22 protein-coding genes and 1 riboswitch are annotated in these 17,714 nt (G+C 46.1%); of the genes, 9 read left to right on the top strand and 13 right to left on the bottom strand.

The window, feature by feature from the left end; all coding sequences use genetic code 11:
* Positions 1 to 127 precede the first annotated feature (127 nt).
* Complete coding sequence (locus tag ACTRXG_RS03455; protein WP_474284042.1) at positions 128 to 2,443, top strand: bifunctional diguanylate cyclase/phosphodiesterase; 2,316 nt, start codon at positions 128 to 130, stop codon at positions 2,441 to 2,443.
* 40 nt (positions 2,444 to 2,483) lie between these two features.
* Here the strand turns inward: ACTRXG_RS03455 and ACTRXG_RS03450 are convergent, their stop codons facing one another.
* The gene (locus tag ACTRXG_RS03450) at positions 2,484 to 2,927 is read right to left on the bottom strand and encodes a DUF2188 domain-containing protein (protein ID WP_474284041.1); all 444 of its coding nucleotides are present in this window, start codon (positions 2,925 to 2,927) and stop codon (positions 2,484 to 2,486) included.
* Between the two features lie 277 nt (positions 2,928 to 3,204).
* Here ACTRXG_RS03450 and ACTRXG_RS03445 point away from each other — a divergent pair, with 277 nt between their 5' ends.
* Positions 3,205 to 3,660: a DUF948 domain-containing protein gene (locus ACTRXG_RS03445; RefSeq protein ID WP_474262005.1), complete on the top strand. Its 456-nt coding sequence runs from the start codon at positions 3,205 to 3,207 to the stop codon at positions 3,658 to 3,660.
* The gene (locus ACTRXG_RS03440) at positions 3,653 to 3,961 is read left to right on the top strand and encodes a YtxH domain-containing protein (RefSeq protein WP_322526456.1); all 309 of its coding nucleotides are present in this window, start codon (positions 3,653 to 3,655) and stop codon (positions 3,959 to 3,961) included. Before ACTRXG_RS03445 ends, ACTRXG_RS03440 begins: the two co-directional genes overlap by 8 nt.
* Positions 3,962 to 3,979: 18 nt before the next feature.
* Here the strand turns inward: ACTRXG_RS03440 and ACTRXG_RS03435 are convergent, their stop codons facing one another.
* From ACTRXG_RS03435 to ACTRXG_RS03405, 7 genes are all read right to left on the bottom strand, one after another.
* The gene (locus tag ACTRXG_RS03435; RefSeq protein WP_474284040.1) at positions 3,980 to 5,704 is read right to left on the bottom strand and encodes a pyruvate oxidase; all 1,725 of its coding nucleotides are present in this window, start codon (positions 5,702 to 5,704) and stop codon (positions 3,980 to 3,982) included.
* A gap of 132 nt (positions 5,705 to 5,836) precedes the next feature.
* Entirely contained in the window at positions 5,837 to 6,328 is a 492-nt protein-coding gene (gene queF, locus ACTRXG_RS03430) for a preQ(1) synthase (protein ID WP_474279228.1), read from the bottom strand.
* Between the two features lie 13 nt (positions 6,329 to 6,341).
* Positions 6,342 to 7,061: a 7-carboxy-7-deazaguanine synthase QueE gene (queE, locus tag ACTRXG_RS03425; protein ID WP_474284039.1), complete on the bottom strand. Its 720-nt coding sequence runs from the start codon at positions 7,059 to 7,061 to the stop codon at positions 6,342 to 6,344.
* Positions 7,062 to 7,502 carry a 6-carboxytetrahydropterin synthase QueD gene (gene queD / locus ACTRXG_RS03420; RefSeq protein WP_474284038.1) on the bottom strand — a complete coding sequence of 147 codons (441 nt, stop codon included), beginning with the start codon at positions 7,500 to 7,502 and terminating at the stop codon, positions 7,062 to 7,064.
* Entirely contained in the window at positions 7,499 to 8,170 is a 672-nt protein-coding gene (queC, locus tag ACTRXG_RS03415; protein ID WP_474262001.1) for a 7-cyano-7-deazaguanine synthase QueC, read from the bottom strand. Before queC ends, queD begins: the two co-directional genes overlap by 4 nt.
* Before the next feature lie 169 nt (positions 8,171 to 8,339).
* The gene (gene dcd, locus ACTRXG_RS03410; RefSeq protein WP_474284037.1) at positions 8,340 to 8,876 is read right to left on the bottom strand and encodes a dCTP deaminase; all 537 of its coding nucleotides are present in this window, start codon (positions 8,874 to 8,876) and stop codon (positions 8,340 to 8,342) included.
* Between the two features lie 155 nt (positions 8,877 to 9,031).
* The gene (locus ACTRXG_RS03405) at positions 9,032 to 9,295 is read right to left on the bottom strand and encodes an IDEAL domain-containing protein (RefSeq protein ID WP_474284036.1); all 264 of its coding nucleotides are present in this window, start codon (positions 9,293 to 9,295) and stop codon (positions 9,032 to 9,034) included.
* A gap of 376 nt (positions 9,296 to 9,671) precedes the next feature.
* Between ACTRXG_RS03405 and ACTRXG_RS03400 the strand changes: the two genes are divergently transcribed.
* Positions 9,672 to 10,064, top strand: a complete 393-nt coding sequence (locus tag ACTRXG_RS03400; protein WP_474261998.1) for a YhjD family protein — start codon at positions 9,672 to 9,674, stop codon at positions 10,062 to 10,064.
* A 79-nt stretch (positions 10,065 to 10,143) separates the two neighbouring features.
* A complete protein-coding gene (locus ACTRXG_RS03395) occupies positions 10,144 to 10,797 on the top strand; it encodes a potassium channel family protein (RefSeq protein ID WP_322526465.1) in 654 nt (217 codons plus the stop codon).
* 126 nt (positions 10,798 to 10,923) lie between these two features.
* On the opposite strand, the gene ACTRXG_RS03390 is transcribed toward ACTRXG_RS03395, so the two are convergent.
* Both ACTRXG_RS03390 and mgtE read right to left on the bottom strand, forming a co-directional pair.
* Positions 10,924 to 11,397 carry an RrF2 family transcriptional regulator gene (locus tag ACTRXG_RS03390; protein WP_474261997.1) on the bottom strand — a complete coding sequence of 158 codons (474 nt, stop codon included), beginning with the start codon at positions 11,395 to 11,397 and terminating at the stop codon, positions 10,924 to 10,926.
* A 131-nt stretch (positions 11,398 to 11,528) separates the two neighbouring features.
* Positions 11,529 to 12,887 (bottom strand): magnesium transporter, encoded by a 1,359-nt coding sequence (mgtE, locus tag ACTRXG_RS03385; RefSeq protein ID WP_474261996.1) that lies wholly within the window; start codon positions 12,885 to 12,887, stop codon positions 11,529 to 11,531.
* Positions 12,888 to 13,012: 125 nt separating this feature from the next.
* A riboswitch (M-box (ykoK) riboswitch) is annotated at positions 13,013 to 13,180 on the bottom strand.
* A gap of 134 nt (positions 13,181 to 13,314) precedes the next feature.
* Between mgtE and ACTRXG_RS03380 the strand changes: the two genes are divergently transcribed.
* Complete coding sequence (locus ACTRXG_RS03380; RefSeq protein WP_474261995.1) at positions 13,315 to 14,211, top strand: LCP family protein; 897 nt, start codon at positions 13,315 to 13,317, stop codon at positions 14,209 to 14,211.
* 27 nt (positions 14,212 to 14,238) lie between these two features.
* Here the strand turns inward: ACTRXG_RS03380 and ACTRXG_RS03375 are convergent, their stop codons facing one another.
* Both ACTRXG_RS03375 and ACTRXG_RS03370 read right to left on the bottom strand, forming a co-directional pair.
* On the bottom strand, positions 14,239 to 14,838 hold the full coding sequence (locus tag ACTRXG_RS03375; RefSeq protein WP_474261993.1) for a CPBP family glutamic-type intramembrane protease: 600 nt from the start codon (positions 14,836 to 14,838) through the stop codon (positions 14,239 to 14,241).
* Positions 14,839 to 14,913: 75 nt separating this feature from the next.
* Positions 14,914 to 15,552, bottom strand: a complete 639-nt coding sequence (locus ACTRXG_RS03370; RefSeq protein WP_474284034.1) for an SDR family oxidoreductase — start codon at positions 15,550 to 15,552, stop codon at positions 14,914 to 14,916.
* Positions 15,553 to 15,676: 124 nt separating this feature from the next.
* Between ACTRXG_RS03370 and ACTRXG_RS03365 the strand changes: the two genes are divergently transcribed.
* From ACTRXG_RS03365 to ACTRXG_RS03355, 3 genes are read left to right on the top strand one after another with little or no spacing between them, the layout of a single operon-like run.
* On the top strand, positions 15,677 to 15,901 hold the full coding sequence (locus ACTRXG_RS03365; RefSeq protein WP_474284033.1) for a DUF1659 domain-containing protein: 225 nt from the start codon (positions 15,677 to 15,679) through the stop codon (positions 15,899 to 15,901).
* Between the two features lie 32 nt (positions 15,902 to 15,933).
* Positions 15,934 to 16,158 carry a DUF2922 domain-containing protein gene (locus ACTRXG_RS03360; RefSeq protein WP_474284032.1) on the top strand — a complete coding sequence of 75 codons (225 nt, stop codon included), beginning with the start codon at positions 15,934 to 15,936 and terminating at the stop codon, positions 16,156 to 16,158.
* Positions 16,159 to 16,212: 54 nt separating this feature from the next.
* Complete coding sequence (locus tag ACTRXG_RS03355; protein WP_474261984.1) at positions 16,213 to 16,401, top strand: hypothetical protein; 189 nt, start codon at positions 16,213 to 16,215, stop codon at positions 16,399 to 16,401.
* 28 nt (positions 16,402 to 16,429) lie between these two features.
* Here ACTRXG_RS03355 and ACTRXG_RS03350 read toward each other — a convergent pair whose 3' ends face one another.
* A complete protein-coding gene (locus tag ACTRXG_RS03350; protein ID WP_474284031.1) occupies positions 16,430 to 17,611 on the bottom strand; it encodes an FtsW/RodA/SpoVE family cell cycle protein in 1,182 nt (393 codons plus the stop codon).
* Between the last annotated feature and the right edge of the window lie 103 nt (positions 17,612 to 17,714).

The raw sequence follows: 17,714 nt of genomic DNA, 5'->3' as shown, positions 1-17,714 counted from the left end.
GTCTTTTCATAAGACTAAAGTCACAAATAATACATATCTTTATACAGCCTTTTGTGTCATTATATATGTAACAGAGATACTTATATAATAATGAGCAGTCAATCAGCTGCGGAGGAGTTGATAAGAAATGAGAATAGGATCTTACGGCAAGGCTCATGCTCTTATCAGCATCGCCGTTTTTCTCGCAGTCATGGCTTTTATTTTTTACCCGATGCTGATGGCGGACGCCGATAGCTTTGACCGGCACAATGCCCTTGAGGATGTTGGACAGGTCCAGGCAGCTGTTGAACAGGATATTGCTTCCATGCACGCTTTAAATGAAGATTGGGCCACCTGGGACGATTCTTTTCAGTTTATGACAGACCAGCATGAAGAGTACATACATACAAATTTGCAGAATGATACATTTATTAACAACGGCGTAAACATCATTATGTTCGTTAATAAAGAGCTTGAAGCCGTCTACGAAAAAAAAGTGGATCTGCACAGCCAGGAAGAAGGAGATATAAGCCGTTCGCTCCTCTCTGGAGTACAGAAAGAATTGCAGAAGTCCGGGGATGAGCGGACTTTTCTGACTGGAAGCGGCTCCGGCGCCCATTATTTTTCTATTCAGCATATTCTGCCGAGCGACGGGACTGGAGACTTTAATGGTTATTTAGTTATGGGAAAAACAGTTGACGACAGATATATAGATACTGTGGGTGACTTGTTCTCCTTCCCGATCACTCTGCAGCCAGGAAATGGACCGTCCGGTACGGCCATTACTTCTGAAGATGCGGACACTATCGAAGGCACCTGGACAGCTGAAAACGCAGATGGCCGTTCTGCTTTCCAGCTGGAGGTAATGAAAGACCGGGTATACTCCTCCGAACTTTCCGATACCGTGAATACAATGGTTTTTTTCATGCTTGCTCTGCTGCTTGCCTATTTCGCACTGACATACTCGCAGTTTAAATTCCTTGTGGAAAGACCGATTACTTCTTTATCAGAGCAGTTGAAGCATATTCGTCTCCATCATCTGCTTTCCCACAGGGTTTCTTTAAAACACCGGCCGGCCAGGGAATTAAAAGAGCTGGAGGAATCTATGAACAATATGCTTGAGCGTTCGGAATACGCTCACCTTGAAGTTACACATATGGCATATACAGACCACCTCACCTCTCTGCATAACCGTCATTATGTGCAGGAAGCTTTTCCAGGGTTTCTTGAAAACCATAAAAATAACACATTCGTTCTATTTTTTGACCTTGATGGGTTTAAACGAGTTAACGACAGCTGGGGGCACAGGGCAGGTGATGAATTAATCCGACAGGCTGCCGCCAGGTTAAACAGCATGTTTACCGGTCCTGATTCAATCACCGCCCGCCTCGGGGGAGACGAATTTGTTGTAGTTACAGCAGCCGAAAGCAGAGAACACCTCGCTGGCGTACTCGAAGAGGCCGTGACTTTTCTTAATAAACAATACTATTTTGACGATAAAGCTACGTTTATTTCAGCCAGTGCCGGGGTGAGCTCTTTTCCTGACGATGGGGAAAGCTTTGACATTCTTTTAAAGCATGCCGACACCGCTATGTACGAGGCTAAAAAGAATAAAGACAGCAGAATTGTCTTTTATGATGAGTTGTCTCTTAATGATGATTATCAATTTTCTCTGGCAATAAGAAACGACATTATGTTTGCTCTCGAAAAAGAAGAATTCCATCTGGAATTCCAACCGATTATGGAGCCGGAATGCGAGAATGTGGACGGGGCTGAAGCTCTTCTTCGCTGGAAACATCCGGTTTACGGAAGCATTTCCCCCGCCACGTTCATACCGCTTTTAGAAGAAACAGGAGATATTCACGAAGTCGGCTCGTGGGTGATTCATTCTTCGCTTAAGGAAGCCCAAAAGTGGAGAGCCTCCGGCTTCCCTTCCATCAAATTGTCTTTTAATGTGTCTAAAATACAGATTCAATCGCTTGATTATCTTATGGACTCCCTTGATAGCGCGCTGGCAGAAACAGGCTTTGCGCCTCATCTTCTGCGGGCGGAAATTACAGAGGACAATATCGATTATGATCCTCAAATGACTATTGATTTTATTACACAGCTGCAGCAGCGCAGAGTGAAAGTTGCGCTCGATGATTTTGGGGTGGGAAGCTCTTCACTGCATTCCCTCCGCGACCTTCCTATCAATCTGGTAAAGCTCGACCGCAGCTTTGTACGCCATATTCCTTCCACGACCTTTGATACAACGCTTTTAACTGGCATTTACCGCCTCATTGAAGAGCTTGATCTCGATGTCGTTACGGAAGGAGTGGAAAATGCCGCGCAGCTGGAATTTGTGCAGCAGTACAGCACCTCTTACGTCCAGGGATATTATTTCAGCCGGCCGGTGCCTTCAGTAGAGCTGGTTGCTTTCATGAAAGAAAAAAATAAAAAGGATCCCTCCTTTATACATTGAAAAGAGCAGCTGCCTAATATACAGCTGCTCCCTCTTTTATTTAATAGGAATGCCTTTTTTCTACTGTCCCATCTTTTTTGTAAATAATGGCTTCTGTTCCTTTCTTTTCTGCCACTTCTTTTGCACGTTCGATAGCTTCTGATTTGCTGCCATAGACAATATCCGGTTTTTTCGCACTTTTTGCCCGCACAGCCCATCCGTCTTCATGTGCTTCTACCAGCTCTGCTTTTTCCATCAGTTCCGGATCCGAACCACTTTCTTTATCATCACGGGACTTAGGATCTTCCTCCTCCATGAATTCCGTCACTTCTTCTTTAGAAGCATTGCTGTACCATTCTTTTGCCTGTTCGGTTGCAATTGGAATTGCACGGCCTTCATCGTATCCATCGTCGAGCATCGAATTGGCTATATCAATTGCTTTTTTCTTTACCGGCTTGTCCAGGTTTTTTAGGGATGAAGGGTAGTCATTCATCGTCCATGGCATGTTTTTTCCTCCTCATCATTTTTGTTACGTTTCTTTTCCCATATTATGTGCATACAAAAACAGGATTTTCTCCAGAAGCTCTCTCTTTAATTTCTCCAAACCCCGGCTTCTTTCCGGAAATTTATAATAGAATCTGTTTAGGGCTCTGAAAAGCAGGGTACGAGAGAGTTAGACACTATTATATGGTCCGCACGCCCTGGTGCTCTGCCATGAATCATGGTACCATTTATTAGGCTGTAGGATTAATCGCATTTATTGTAAGGAGGAATGGTGAATCATGGGTATGATTGGCGGCATAGCTCTACTAATCATCGCGGTAGCTTTTGCAGTATTAGTTATTTTCTTAGCACGTGTCTTAAGCAACCTCACTAAAACATTAAATGGGGTGAACGAAACAGTAGACAAACTGCCTGAGCAACTCGACCAGGTAATGAATCAATCGGAGCTGATTTTACATAACAGCAACGAGACGATTCTGGATGTAAATGAAAAGCTCCACTCGTTGAGTCCGCTGTTTTACATTGTTGGCGACGCCGGGGAAGCTTCCAGAAAGCTCACTTCAAGCCTTGTTGATATGACAGCAGGCATGAAAAAGAGTTCCACCGAAGGCAAAGGCAAAGTGAATGAGCAGGCTCTTGGCGGCCTTTACGGCAGCCTTGCTTTAGGATACTATATGTACCAGAAGCGCCAGGCCATTAAGGACTGGAAAGAGGAGAATACAGGAAATGCATAAAAAAAGCCTCTGGTCGGGAGTTGCTGCTGGCTATGCTGTGTCAGTGCTTACCAGTCTGCTCACCGCTCCGAAAAGCGGGAAAGAATACCGCCGCAAAGTATCTTCCGGAGCAGGAGCTGTCCAGCAGACGCCTGCACGGGTGAAAGGGAAAGCAAAAGCCCGGTCCGACAAGCTGTATGAATCCGGAAAAATCCGGTATGAACTGCTTCACGGCAAACTCGATAATATCCGTCTGGAAGCCCGGATCAAAGGTGCATCAAGTATGCAGTATCAATCAATGCAAAAACCAGCTGATGAATAAAATCAGCTGGTTTTTCTTTTATTTTTTTATTCGTTTCCATCCTTTTTTCAAAGGCGGCAGCGAAATTTCTCCACGCTCAAAAACATTTTTAATAATAAATTCGCTGTAATGTACCGCCTGCTGGTAAGAAATCCGGCCGGGAAGAGGCGGCTGCATATCCACGACGCAGTCAATAACTACGGGTCTGGTGGCAAGCACTGCTTTTTGCAGCGCCTCATGCAGTTCGGTTTTTGTTCTGACCCTGTATCCTTCACCGCCGCAAGCTTTGGCGAATCCCGCAAAATCAATACCGCTGATGTCTGTTTCCGTATCCAGATGGCCCATCTGCTGCTGCTCGTATTCAATCATTCCAATTTTTTCGTTATTAAATACGACACAAATCATTGGAAGCTGATACTTTACGGCAGTGGCAAAATCCTGCATCCCCATGGCAAAACCACCATCCCCGGCAAGCATGACTGTCTGCTTTTCAGGCCAGGCCGCTTTGGCGGCAATCGCACCGGGAAGGGCGCACCCCATCGTAGCCATCCACCCTGATATTACAAACTCCTGTCTTTTCAGCTTTAAATAACGAGCAGCCCATACGGTGACATTTCCAACATCGACAGAGACTACAGCGTCTTCCTCCAAAAACTGCTGTACTTCATGAATCACCTGCGGCGGCTGCAGCCTGTCTGTTTCTTCTGTCATATCTTTTTCGAGCTCGTTCCACCACTCTTTTCTTTTTTCTTTATATTTCTGCATAAAGGCAGAAGGCTCCCGGCGTTCGAGATTTTCCGTATACCACTGAAGCACAGGTCCGAGTTCAGAGACTAAACCTACAGTTACAGGATAGTATTTTCCGATCACTCTTGGATCGATATCGATTTGTATTGCTTTAGTGTTTTTCGGCATAAAATCACGATAAGGAAAGGAAGTGCCGGCCAGTATTAACAAATCGGCCTCCTGCACCGCTTCGTATGACGGCGTTGTGCCAATCTGGCCATTCTGTCCAAGACTGTGCTCATGCTCATCCGGAACAACGCTCTTTGCAAGAAGCGTAGATGCTACTGGTGCCTGAATATGTTCAGCAAACGCCAGCAGCTCATCAGTGCTGTGCCTGGCCCCTTTCCCCGCCAGAATCACTGGCTTCTGCGCCCCGTGCAGCAGCCTCGCGGCCTCCACCATATCTTCCTTCTCCGGGCGTATCTTCGGCCTCGCAAACACGCCGGAAGATATCGGGGCTTCACGTTTTATTTCTTCAGCCGAAACATCATCCGGGATTACGAGCACAGCTACTCCTTTTTCTGTGTAGGCAGCACGTATCGCCTGATGCAGCATGTCCGGGAGCTGCTCGGCACTCTGGACACTTTCATTAAATACACTAACATCAGCAAACATCTGGTTCAGCTGGATTTCCTGAAAATTGTCTGTGCCGATGATGGACGTATCAACCTGTCCGACCAAAGCAAGTACCGGCACTTTATCTCTTTTCGCATCATACAGGCCGTTTAATAAGTGAACTCCTCCAGGTCCGGCAATCGAAGAACAAACGCCCAGCCTCCCCGTCAGCTTCGCATAGGCAGCAGCGGCAAGGGCTCCCGTCTCTTCATGACGGATCTGGATATATTTCAGACCGTCTTCATCCTTCCGTAATTCTTCCATCAATTCATTGATGGAATCTCCCGGCATGCCATACAGATGGCTAACGCCCCATTCCTTAAGTATTTCCACCACTTTATTTCCCGCTGTTTGATTCCCCATCGTCCCTGCTCCTCCTGTTTTCACAAATTTTCATAATTACTTATTTCTCTACCCCTCTTCTTATTTACTTCAAACCTTTACCGCTCTTGTCCTCTTCCCTATAGAAAAAGCCTCTCCCTTGTCGGGAAAGGCTTAGCGGTTGTCTACCGGCTCAGGATACAAATCATGCTGAAACAGCCGGTTTTCTGCAAGCTGCTCGTATTTAGTTCCGGCTCTGCCGTAGTTTACAAATGGATCAATCGAAATACCGCCGCGCGGAGTAAATTTACCCCATATCTCCAGATAACGGGGGTCCATCAGCTCTACCAGGTCGTTTACGATTGTATTAATCGAATCTTCATGAAAGCCACCGTGATTTCGGAAGCTGAACAAATACAATTTCAGCGATTTGCTTTCCACCATTTTTTCGTCCGGAATGTAGCTGATATACAGCGTGCCAAAATCCGGCTGCCCTGTTTTCGGGCAGAGAGTGGTAAATTCCGGACAATTAAATTTCACAAAATAATCCCGGTACGGGTGGGTGTTTTCAAATGCTTCAAGCAGAGAAGGGTCATATTCAAATGTATACGCCGTTTTTTCACTTCCCAGCTGATCTAACTGCTCAATATCGTCTCTTTCCGGCATGTTCTTTTCCTCCTTATACTCCCTGTTTGTTTCCCCAAAGAAGCGTATGCAGCTGCGGCAGCACCCGCACTCCGTTCAAACGCTCCTCCTGCAGAACTTTTTCTGTAAGCCATTCGTATTTAGCAAGCAGATGATCTCTCAGTTTCTCTACCTGCGGCGTTACAGTATCGTCATTTCCCACCTGCAGATACATTGTTACAGCGGGATAACGCTCATGTACTTCCATCGCGTAATTCAGATCGCTTTCATCAAAAACAACTACCTTCAGACTGACTTCTTTTTCTCTGCGCGGACACAGTTCTTTCATATAATAATCCAGCCTGGTCCAATCCGTTTTCATCAGCGAACTCGGCGGCTTCGGGGAAACTGTTACCTCATCGATTTCCTTCACCCAGTCATTCCAGATCGATCCCTGTGTTTCAATCGCTGTCTCGATACCGTGTTCCTGTAAAAGCGCTACAAGTTCTCCGAGACCGGGATGCATAGCCGGATTGCCTCCGGAAATAGTGACATGGTTAAAGCTTCTGCCGCCGGCTTCTTTTAATTTTTCATAAATGGCTTCCGCACTCATCGCTACAGCCTTTTGTGATCCGTCCCATGTAAAGGCGGAATCACACCAGGAGCACCGGTAGTCACAGCCGCCGGTGCGTACAAACATCGTTTTTCGCCCGATAACCATGCCTTCGCCCTGGATCGTCGGACCGAATATTTCCAGTACAGGTGTTGGTTTCATTTAGGCAAAGTCCTCCTCTTTGGGCCGGAACACCGCATAGCTTGTCGGAGTCTCTCTGACGAGTACCTGAAGGCATTTAGGTTTATTCGACGTTTCATCGAGCTTCTGCTGTACTTTTTTCCAGATCACCTGCGCGACTACTTCCGTTGTCGGATAAGCAGCCTCGGTTTCTTCACTGGCAAACTCCGGGTGATCATTCAACAGAGTATGGTCATATCGTTTATGGATCCATTTTTTTAAAACGGTAAAATCAATTAAAAACCCGTTCCGGTTCAATTCATCACCGGCAACTGTCACGTTAATTGTATAGGTGTGTCCATGCACCCGGCGGCACTTTCCCGCTTCTTCAGAAGGAATATAGTGTGCCGCACTTAAATGCATATCCTTGTTTAATTCGTACCGGTAGTTGTGCGGCCACTGTGGATAATACGAATAAATCATAATTCTTTCCTTTCTTTTTGTTCCATATATTGCTCGTAGCCTGCACGGCGCAGTTGACAGGCCGGGCATTCCCCGCAGCCGTCCCCCGGTATGCCATGATAGCAGGTGAGCGTTTCATTCTTTACGTATTCAAGCCTCCCGAGCTGGTCGGCAAGCCCCCAGGTTTCTTTTTTATCGAGCCACATCAAAGGTGTATGCAGCACAAACTCTTTTCCAATAGCCAGATTTAGCGACACATTCAATGATTTCACAAATACATCCCGGCAGTCCGGGTATCCGCTGTAATCTGTCTCACATACGCCTGTCACAATGTGTTTTGCCTTTTTCTGCGAAGCAAGAATCGTCGCAAAAGAAAAGAACAACAGATTCCTGCCCTCTACAAACGTAGAAGGAAGCTCCCCGTCTTCTCCCGCCTCTACTTCAATATCGTCGCGAGTCAGCGCGTTCGGTGCCAGCTGACTTAAAAGACCCATATCCAGTACATGGTGCTCAACATTTATATCCTCAGCAATTCGCTTTGCTACTTCTATTTCCTGATCGTGCCGTTGTCCGTAAGAAAAAGTTACGGCAATGACCTCTTCAAATTGTTCCAGTGCCCAGAACAAACAAGTAGTACTGTCCTGTCCCCCACTAAAAACAACGACCGCTTTGTCATTTTGAAAACCCAATTGTTATTCCTTCTTTCCACCAAAACATTTCACAGCGCTCCCATTATAACATCTTTTTTCGCCTGTGCCTCTGCTTACGCTTACCTCGAAAAAACCCGTGAACAGTAAAGGTCACGAGTCTTTTAAATCATTATTTCTCATTTCAGCTATGTATTAGCCCCGCGCAGTTTTATTCGTTTTCCTGATCCAAAAAGGCGTGACTTCCCATCGCATTCCGCTGTCCCTGGTATTTGCCCGCATAAGGAGAACCGGCTTTTTGATCCATCTCAGCGAAAACGAGCTGTGCGAGCCGCCTGCCGGACGTTAAACGAATAGGCAGACGATTGGCGTTATAAAGCTCAAGCGTGATTTCCCCTTCAAACCCCGGGTCCACCCAGCCTGCATTTTGAATAAAGAGTCCCATCCGTCCGATAGAGCTTCTTCCTTCCACAAAGGCTGTAATATGCTGGGGAAGCCTGATGTATTCTTTTGTGGTCGCAAGCAGAAACGAATGCGGGGGAATAATTACCTCATCACTTTCAAATTCCACATATTTAGCGGGCCGGTCCAGTTGAATGGACTCGATAGCGTTCTCGTCGATTTTCAGAAAGTGAGTACCCAGACGAATGTCCACCGATGCCGGCTGGATCTGATGGTCCTCTAATGGATCAATACTAAGATCGCCCTGTTCCATCATTGAACGGATTGTTTGGTCGGAAAGTATCACCAGCTCTGCCTCCTTCGCTTTTCTTTTCTTTCCCAGTATAAAGAACAATACAAAAAAACGCCAACACCGTAAAGACCGGCAGTGACTTTTTCTGATTTGTTATGACATGAAAAAAACACCCTTCAGGGAAGCCCAAAGGGTGCTGATATAAATCTTCATTCAAATTCAAGCTCTAATTTATAGCCTTGTTCGAATAATACTTTGCCATCTTTATATTCGCTCATCAATTCTTTATAAGCCTCTGTCCATTCCTGAAAAGCTTTTTCGTCATGCATATCCAGGGAGTCATCAATTTTTTGCAGAAGCCGCTCTCTGTTAAATTCAAACACAGCATACTCCATCATCATTTGAGCATATAGAGACTGAAGAATCTGCCTTGAAGGTCTTCTACCATTTTGAATTGGTTTCACTTTTTTCATAAAATGCTGCTCATGAGTTGGATGTAACATATTCGCCGAACCCCCTGTTCTTATTGCAGCACCCGCCGGGCGCTGATCTTTTTTAAAGCGGGCGACGCGCGCATGGCCTCCCAATGCCTATCTATTGATTGCCAATAAATTTTGTGTGTACTGCACTATACCCACCTTTGACGCCAGTAAAACTAATTGTCCGACAACTCCAAGAAGAATAAAAGCTTAATGTATCCGCTTACATAACTTCATTATAGACCATTTCCTGCAAAAATTCGAGCTATACAATTCAAAAAAATTCGGAGCAAATGAAAAATCTTATTGAAAAACGGGAACATGTATTCGTATAATGAATTTAATCATGCAACGCAAGGGGGAGAACAGAATGGTTATAACAGAAAAAGAACATATCGTTATCCATTATGCTGTCCTCCTTCCGATTGTAAAAAAAGTACTGACGCTCGATACACAGGCGCTTAAATCTTCTGACGTCCGCCTGCAGGAACCCTACGAACGGTTGTTTCAACAGGCTTTCGATACTCTTGGGCACGACCTCGATCAGCTGCGTCTCTACATGAAAAAAAAGAATATAAGGGTCGTTTTTGAAGAAAATGACGGTGTTTTCACACACTACGTGTACTATCTTAACAGCGGCTCAGGCCGGACCTCTCATTTAAACGCTAATTTAAAAAAACAGACAGAGCGCTGCCTTCATCTTTATTTCTCCGGCCGTTCCGCTTTATCAGACGATCAAGTCCTTCATCCGGCTCCCGTTTGACAAATCACGACTGCGGCGGTACATTAACGATACAATTACAGGAAAACGACCCCAAGCTTCAGACAAAGGAGAACGCCGTGTGAAAAAACAATTTGCCATTATCGGTCTCGGGCGATTCGGTGTCAGCGTCAGTACAGAATTGTACAAGCTCGGTCATGACGTGCTGGCCATTGACAATAATGAAGAAAAACTCGACGACATTACCAATCATTCTACGTACAGCGCCGTCGCCGACGGCACAGATGAAAAAGAACTAAGGAACCTGGGGATTACAAATTTTGATCACGTGATTGTCGCTATTGGTGATGATCTTCAGGCAAGCATTTTATGCACTCTCTTATTAAAGGAGATGGACATCCCTTCGGTCTGGGTAAAAGCGCAAAACTTTCACCACCACAAGGTTCTCGATAAAATCGGGGCAGATAAGATTATCCACCCGGAGCATGACATGGGCAACCGTATCGCCCAGCACCTCGTTTCTGACCGTGTCATTGACTATATTGAGCTCTCCGCAGAGTATTCCATTATAGAGATTACTGCACCAGCATCCATGCATAAAAAGACCCTCGCCCAGCTCGATATCCGGGCCAAATTCGGGGTTACCGTTCTCGGCATCCGCCGCGGCAAAGAGGTTAATATATCACCCACAGCCCAGGACCGCCTTTTCAAAGAAGACGTGCTTATTGCTATCGGTCACAATAACGACCTGCGGCGCTTTGAAGAGACAAACTAACCTTCAGAGTATGAAAAGAAGCAGCAGTCCCGTTTCAACAGGGCTGCTGCTTTATTATGTATAATTGGTTTCCTGGATGATTAACGAATGTCACCGTGACCGGGGCAAGCACGATGATATCTTTTCTTAAGAAAAAGAAATCGGCGGCTGATTTTTTGCCGTTGAAGCTGCAAACAGAGCATGAAGCATTTCCTTGTTTACTGTGAGGTCTTTGACCGTATACTTATCGAGTACCGACAAATACGCTTTCAAAGCCTCTCCCAAAACACCCTGGAGCCGGCATCTGCCTGCTAAAATACACTGGTTCGATTCTGGATCAAAGCATTCCACCAGCGTCAGATTATCTTCTGTCTGCCTTACAAGCCAGCCAATGTTAATTTCTTCCGGTTCTTTGGCCAAACGAATTCCTCCGTTCCGGCCTTTCACCGTGTGAATGACGCCAAGCTTCGACAGCTCATGCCCAACCTTAGTCAGATGGTTGTACGAAATGGAGTATGCAGTCGATATTTGTTTAATACTATGCAGGGACTCGTCTTCATCATGAGCGGCCAGGTACATTACCATCCGTAATGCATAATCCGTATAGGTTGTTAACTGCAAAGCCCTCGCTCCTTTTCATCCAGGATAGTGATAGTTTATCACACCGCGCAATTGTTAATCTAATTAACTGCCCACAAAAAAGAAGAGACAGCGTCTCCCCTTTTTTCATTATTCTTTTTAAAAATCTGTTCTTAAATGCTCTGGATGAGCGACGAAGCTACTGTGAAATAAATCAGCAGGCTGATAATATCAGTGAGCGTTGTAATGAACGGTCCTGAAGCAATGGCAGGGTCGAGCTTCAGCTTGTTGATTACAAGCGGCACCAGCGTGCCGATAACACTAGCCACTCCAAGTGAAATCATGATGGAAAAACCGACAATTACTCCTATCAGGGGCTCCCCGTAAAAAAGATACAATAAGATCGTAATCACAATTCCTGAGGCCACCCCAATCATAATTCCCGTGGAAAATTCCCGGCTGATCGTACGCCACAGCCCTTTTCGTTCAATGTTTCCCGTTGCAAGCGCACGCACAGACACAGCAAGCGACTGCGTGCCCGTGTTTCCGGCTGACCCCATAATCATCGGAATAAACGCGGCAAGCAGAACGACACTTTCGAGGGTGCTTTCAAACCAGCCGATTACCTGGGCTGTAAACAGCCCTAAAAACATCAGCAGGATAATCCAGGGAGCACGGAGTCTGGCTGCTTTAAATGCATTAACACTCACATCTGTGGAACCACGGGACCCGGAGATTTCTCCAATGTCTTCCGAAGCTTCTTCTGCGAGCACATCGAGTGCATCATCCACGGTTACAATTCCCGCAAGCCTCCCTTCACTGTCTATAACAGGAGTTGCCAGAAAATCATACTTCTGTATCAGCTGGGCGACCTCTTCCTGGTCATCATCTACGTGGACAGACACGACACGGCTGCTCATTACCTCAGAAACCGTGCGGTCTGAGTCTGCTACAATCAAGTCACGGATCGAAGCGACACCTGCCAGCTTCTCCTCTTCATCCACTACATACAGATAATAGATCGTTTCTGCATCCGGGCCCTCCCGCCGCAGATGGTCAATCACTTCATCAATTGTATCCGTTGCTTTGATGGAAACAAATTCTTTTGTCATGATGGCACCGGCCGTTTTATCTTCATAGGCGAGCAGCTCCCGGACGTCATTGGCGTCCTCCTGATCCATCGCCTGCAGAATATGTGTCATCTGCCTCGGCTCAAGCTCCCCCAGAAAGTCGGCAACATCATCTGCATACATATTATTGTATACTTCGGCAGCATACTGATCGTTCAGCTGCAGAGCTACTTCCTTTTGCACTTCGGGTTCAAAGCTGTCGAATACTTCAGCGAATTCTTCCGGGGACAAAAACTTATACACTACTGCCCGTTCTTCATCAAGCTCAAGAAAAACTTCTGCCTGGTCTGCAGGGTGCAAATCCAAAAATAATTCACGAAACGCTTCTATGCGCTCCTGCTGCAAAGACTCCGCTATTAATTCCACGAATTCCTCCCGTGCCTGTTCGTTTAATTTCTCCATCCTTTTTCCTCCTCTCCAGGCCAGACACGCAGCTGTACTTCTTCCGTCTGACACTTATTTCAAACAAAAAACGCCTTCCACCGTTGGGAAGACGTGCATAATCAGCCAGTCATCGTATATGCCCGTTCTGTTCCCCTTCGTCGAGCTTTAGCACTGCATAGCGTAGGAATATATTATCCAGCTTCATTAGAAAACACCTTAATTCGATGGATTCTGTTGACCCATTGGCGTCTTTAGACATTTTTGGGCATAAGCTTGTATCTACACAGGAGCCTCACCTAACGAGATTATAAATAGCAGTAACGTTGAATATAACGTTACGCTCTTTTTTTGTCAACGCAGGGAGCACCCTTGCCTACTGGATATATTCCCTTTTCTGCCGATATAAAAATAGAGATTTTGACTTTTACAGACAGGACGTCCAACTATGCGAAACGTATACTTGTTTTTTATGATTACTTTCCTGCTTACATGCTTCCTATCTCTCGGCGGACTCTTTTACTATTATTACACTATAACTGCTGGACAAAAAGAGAAAATCACCACGGAAACAGCGCCGGAGGATTTTTCTACTGTTTCCGGACCTCAGATTATTCTAATAGCGGGGACAGATAAAGAAGAGACAGTTTCCCGCGCTGATGTAATTATGATTATCTCTATCCATTCCGGGAACGAATCCACGCTGCTTTTTAATATTCCAAGAGACACTAAGGTTTCCATTCCAGGAAGAGACAGTATGGATAAAATAAATCATGCCTACAGCTATGGAGGCATGCCCTTACTGAAGAAAACAGCGGAAGAATTTCTGGACACCTCCATCGATTTTACCGTCGAAGCTGATATGGAAGGGTTCCGGGAGGTGGTTGATGCTTACGGCGGAGTTACAGTGCAAAACGATTTGGAATTCGTCAAGGACGAAGGAGAGCCTTTCACCTACACGAAGGGAAACCTCCATTTAAATGGCGAACAGGCATTATATTACGTCCGCATGCGCAAGCAGGACCCACGGGGCGATCTGGGTCGGAACCTCCGCCAGCAGCAGGTGCTCGAAGCACTTCTTGAAAAAGCAAAAAGTCCGGCTACGCTCCGTAAAGCGGAAGAACTGCTTTACGCCCTCGGTGACCACATACAGACCGATATGACGTTTCAGGATATCCGCAGCTTTTCTTACCACTATACTCCTGCCCTCACCCAGATCCAGACGACTGAAATTCATGGAGCTTCTGCTGAAGAGAACGGGGTAAGCTATTATCTCGTTTCTTCGGAAGAGCAGGAGAAAGCACAGCTCCGCCTGGAGCGTCACCAGACTGGCAAAAGCTACTGACATTTCCGCCCCGCCGGTTCAGAGTGATTATTCCTGAAGTGCTTCACTTCGTTTCCAAATCAGAAAGGAGACCGCATTGTATCCGGCATGAGCAGCCGCAGCCCCCCACAGCGTTCCCTGCCATAAAAGCAGGCCTCCGAGCAGCAGGCCCAGGACAAAAATCCATGCATGAATCAGCTGCTGACCGGCGTATTGAGGCACATGCACCAGCATGAAAATAAATGAAGTAACGCATAAAGCAAAGATGTCCGGCAGTACAAGCACCAGTGTTCCAAGCATTGCTGCCCGAAACAATATTTCCTCTGATACTGCCGCTCCAACTGTTACAGCCCAAAAGCTCCCCCGCCGGCGGATCAGTTCTTTTAAGAGATCGGTATATGTGTTGTCCGGCACGGCAAACCACTGCTTTTTATACGCCCCCCAGGCGAAAAATCCTGCCGCTATTCCCGTGCAGGCTCCGGTGAGACTATCGGCAGCAGCTGTATTAAAGGAAAATAAGCTGTTTATGTATGTTAAAGTTTCCCCCTGAAACACAGCAGCAATGATAACAATACCAACTGCAAACAGCAGGAAAAAGTTTAACCATAGGGCACGCCCGGAAATCCGGGGGCCTGAACTGTTCGTCATGGCGCTTTTGCCTCCCATGCGGTTATTATGTAAAAACAGCCGGCTGCGTTGGGCCCCGGCTGTTTGCTTTCCTTCCTATAATTCGTTGAGCGCTGCAATAATTTCCTGGTCGCCGCTGATCAGATCAAACTTTTTGCGGATAGTACCAGGTGTATCCAAAGATGCGGCGATCACTTTAGCCACATCAGCACGTGGAATTTCGCCTTTTTCATTCAGTTTTTGTTTTAACTGTACAGTGCCGCTCGGATCATCGTTTGTGAGCACTCCCGGCCGTACAATGGTATAATCAAGGCCACTTTCTTCAAGGTAATCATCGGCTACGCGCTTAGCAATAAAGTAATGGCGCATTTTTTCCGGGCCGTTTTCCGGTTCATCCGTATTCATCGAACTTACCTGAATGAAGCGTTTTACCCCGTGGGCTTTGGAGGCTTCCACTGATTTTCTCGACCCCCACAAGTCAATAATGGTGGTTTTATCCGGTCCTGTATGGCCGCCTGACCCAGCAGCAAAGACCGCTGCGTCTTTATCGGCAAACGCATCGGAAATATCTCCTTCCAAATCACGGACTACCGTTTCGTCCGCCCCAAGGCTCTTCAATTCTTCTGACTGTTCTTCTTTTCTAATTAACGCCGTTACGTGGTGATCCGTGTCCTTCAATTCTTTCACCAGGTGACGTGCAATTTTTCCGTTCGCTCCAATTACCAGTACGTTCATTGTAAATCCTCCTTCGTTTAACATTCCATGGTGATATTCCCATAACCTTCGTAAAATAAACACAGCTCCCTCCCCCCTTTTGCTTCGGCACGTCAATATATACGGTGAAAGGAGGTGAGACACAATGGCTCAATTAACAAAAACTGATCTTTCTTTTGAATTTTATTTAGGACCTGGCAAAGACGGCAGCGGTGACTACAAACGAAAAACATTCCGCAGCATAAACCCTGAAATTTCAGACGATGACCTCCAGGAAATTGCGGATGGCCTTGCCGCACTTCAGCCGTACGTTGTACAAAGCGTGCAGCGCAACAACGAGTACACCATGCAGGCTCCGGCCCCGTTGTAAAACGGCAGTAGCTTTAAATACAGGAGGTGAAGATGATGAGCAAGCAACTGCAGCTGCGTTTTGAAAGTGATTTCGGCAAAGCTACTACTCTTTCTATCGAAAACCCGGCAGAACCGGTGGATGAAACAGCAGTAGAGGCATTAATGGACACCATTATTGCTAAGGAAGCCTTTTTCACAAGCGATGGCATTGTTACTAAAAAAGTGTATGCAAGAGTCGTAGAACGAAACGTAGACACTATCTGGGAAACCAATTAATCCGATTCCCTCAGCCCCCTCGGCTGGGGGATTCTTTATAAAGGAGGATTTTTCATGGAGGAATGGATACAGCTGGCCGGAGACCAGGGAGCGGCTGTTGCACTTGCCTTTTTTCTTGTTTACCGGATGGAGCGTAAACTCGATACTCTCATCTCGGCCGTGCAAAGGCAGAGCGAACAGCTTTTCTCATCTTCGGGAAGAGCCAGAGCCCCAAAGAATTCCATGCATATCAAAAAACCATAAACAAAAGCCAGCCGGATTTCGGCTGGCTTTACTGATTTTTGTGGTGGGCAAAGAAGTAATTTTTTGAATGATAGCGTACACTCATTACGATACCTAAAATAAACATGGTGCCGACAAGCGAGCTTCCTCCGTAGCTGAGCAGTGGAAGCGTAAAGCCGGTGACCGGCAGAAGGCCAAGGCTTTGTCCGATATTTTGAAATATCTGGAAAGCAAACAATCCAATAACACCTGCACAGATGTATTTGCCGTAAGCGTTATGCGACCGCATGCTGATCAGAAGAATTTGATACAGGAGCACAAAATAAAGGGTGATGACCATCGCACCGCCCAGAAAGCCGTGAACAGAACTGATCACAGCAAAAATGAAATCCGTGTGGGCTTCCGGGATATACACCTGGTCCCCGTCGTTGCCAAACAGCCTTCCGGAGCCGATGGCAGTCAATGCTCTTGCTGTCTGAAAACCTGCGTCCTGATTTTCAAACGGATTCAGCCATCCCTGGATTCTGCTTACCTGATAAGGGTCCATATTGGAAAATACAAATCGCTCCATCAAATTAGGAAACTGAAAAAAAGAAATGACAAATCCAAGTATCGCTAAAAGTGGAGCGCCGATAGCTACTGTCAATATTTTGTAGGAGATCCCCGAAACCACCAGAAGAGAAACAAAAATAGCTCCTACGAGCATCACACTCCCCATGTCCGGCTGTGTTGCCAGAAGAAGAATGACCGGGAGGGTGGGTAGAAACATTTTCCCTATAAGTATAAAATCAGAGCGCATGTTTTTGCTCCCGCTGTACTCTGTATGGTGATTATAAATGATAGCACTGAGCGTCAAGATCAGAAAAATTCTCATAAATTCTGCCGGCTGAAACTGGCCGAGACCGGGGATTACATACCATGACTGTGCCCCGTTAATCACTGGGGCAATGCTTGACGGGGCAACTAGCAGCCCTGCTAAAAGAGCTAGCCCAAAAGCATATAAAAACCAGTGCAGTATCAGATAATACTCAAAATCAAAATGTATAACTACCATCATAATAGCGAATGCCAGCACGAAAAAGATAATCTGCTGGATCATAAAATTGCCTTCGTATTGTTCGAGCTGCTGAGCCTGAAAAATATAGAAACAACTGACTACTGCGAATAAAAACAATACAAACATCATATTGATATCATACTGCTTTTCTTCGGTTGATTGATGTAAACTCATGGAAGCATGTCCCCATTATATAAAATTTCGAACGCACGCTGCCTGGCGCCGCTGTTAACATCATACCTTGTTCTATCTGCGGCGTACAGTCCTGTGAAAATAT

Source organism: Marinococcus sp. LNSP9103-4, from assembly GCF_056034345.1.
The sequence above is the reverse complement of the archived record's forward strand: the minus strand, read 5'-3'. Positions and strand labels throughout refer to the sequence as shown.

Coding starts and splice junctions, on each gene's coding strand:
- queD (WP_474284038.1), bottom strand. CDS start 7,502: ATGATTTATTCGTATTATCCACAGTGGCCGCACAACTACCGGTACGAA.
- ACTRXG_RS03400 (WP_474261998.1), top strand. CDS start 9,672: ATGGTTATAACAGAAAAAGAACATATCGTTATCCATTATGCTGTCCTC.
- ACTRXG_RS03455 (WP_474284042.1), top strand. CDS start 128: ATGAGAATAGGATCTTACGGCAAGGCTCATGCTCTTATCAGCATCGCC.
- queF (WP_474279228.1), bottom strand. CDS start 6,328: ATGCCGGAAAGAGACGATATTGAGCAGTTAGATCAGCTGGGAAGTGAA.
- ACTRXG_RS03350 (WP_474284031.1), bottom strand. CDS start 17,611: ATGAGTTTACATCAATCAACCGAAGAAAAGCAGTATGATATCAATATG.
- queE (WP_474284039.1), bottom strand. CDS start 7,061: ATGAAACCAACACCTGTACTGGAAATATTCGGTCCGACGATCCAGGGC.
- ACTRXG_RS03360 (WP_474284032.1), top strand. CDS start 15,934: ATGATGAGCAAGCAACTGCAGCTGCGTTTTGAAAGTGATTTCGGCAAA.
- ACTRXG_RS03435 (WP_474284040.1), bottom strand. CDS start 5,704: ATGGGGAATCAAACAGCGGGAAATAAAGTGGTGGAAATACTTAAGGAA.
- ACTRXG_RS03380 (WP_474261995.1), top strand. CDS start 13,315: ATGCGAAACGTATACTTGTTTTTTATGATTACTTTCCTGCTTACATGC.
- ACTRXG_RS03365 (WP_474284033.1), top strand. CDS start 15,677: ATGGCTCAATTAACAAAAACTGATCTTTCTTTTGAATTTTATTTAGGA.
- ACTRXG_RS03355 (WP_474261984.1), top strand. CDS start 16,213: ATGGAGGAATGGATACAGCTGGCCGGAGACCAGGGAGCGGCTGTTGCA.
- ACTRXG_RS03440 (WP_322526456.1), top strand. CDS start 3,653: ATGCATAAAAAAAGCCTCTGGTCGGGAGTTGCTGCTGGCTATGCTGTG.
- ACTRXG_RS03405 (WP_474284036.1), bottom strand. CDS start 9,295: ATGAAAAAAGTGAAACCAATTCAAAATGGTAGAAGACCTTCAAGGCAG.
- ACTRXG_RS03370 (WP_474284034.1), bottom strand. CDS start 15,552: ATGAACGTACTGGTAATTGGAGCGAACGGAAAAATTGCACGTCACCTG.
- mgtE (WP_474261996.1), bottom strand. CDS start 12,887: ATGGAGAAATTAAACGAACAGGCACGGGAGGAATTCGTGGAATTAATA.
- ACTRXG_RS03450 (WP_474284041.1), bottom strand. CDS start 2,927: ATGCCATGGACGATGAATGACTACCCTTCATCCCTAAAAAACCTGGAC.
- ACTRXG_RS03375 (WP_474261993.1), bottom strand. CDS start 14,838: ATGACGAACAGTTCAGGCCCCCGGATTTCCGGGCGTGCCCTATGGTTA.
- ACTRXG_RS03445 (WP_474262005.1), top strand. CDS start 3,205: ATGGGTATGATTGGCGGCATAGCTCTACTAATCATCGCGGTAGCTTTT.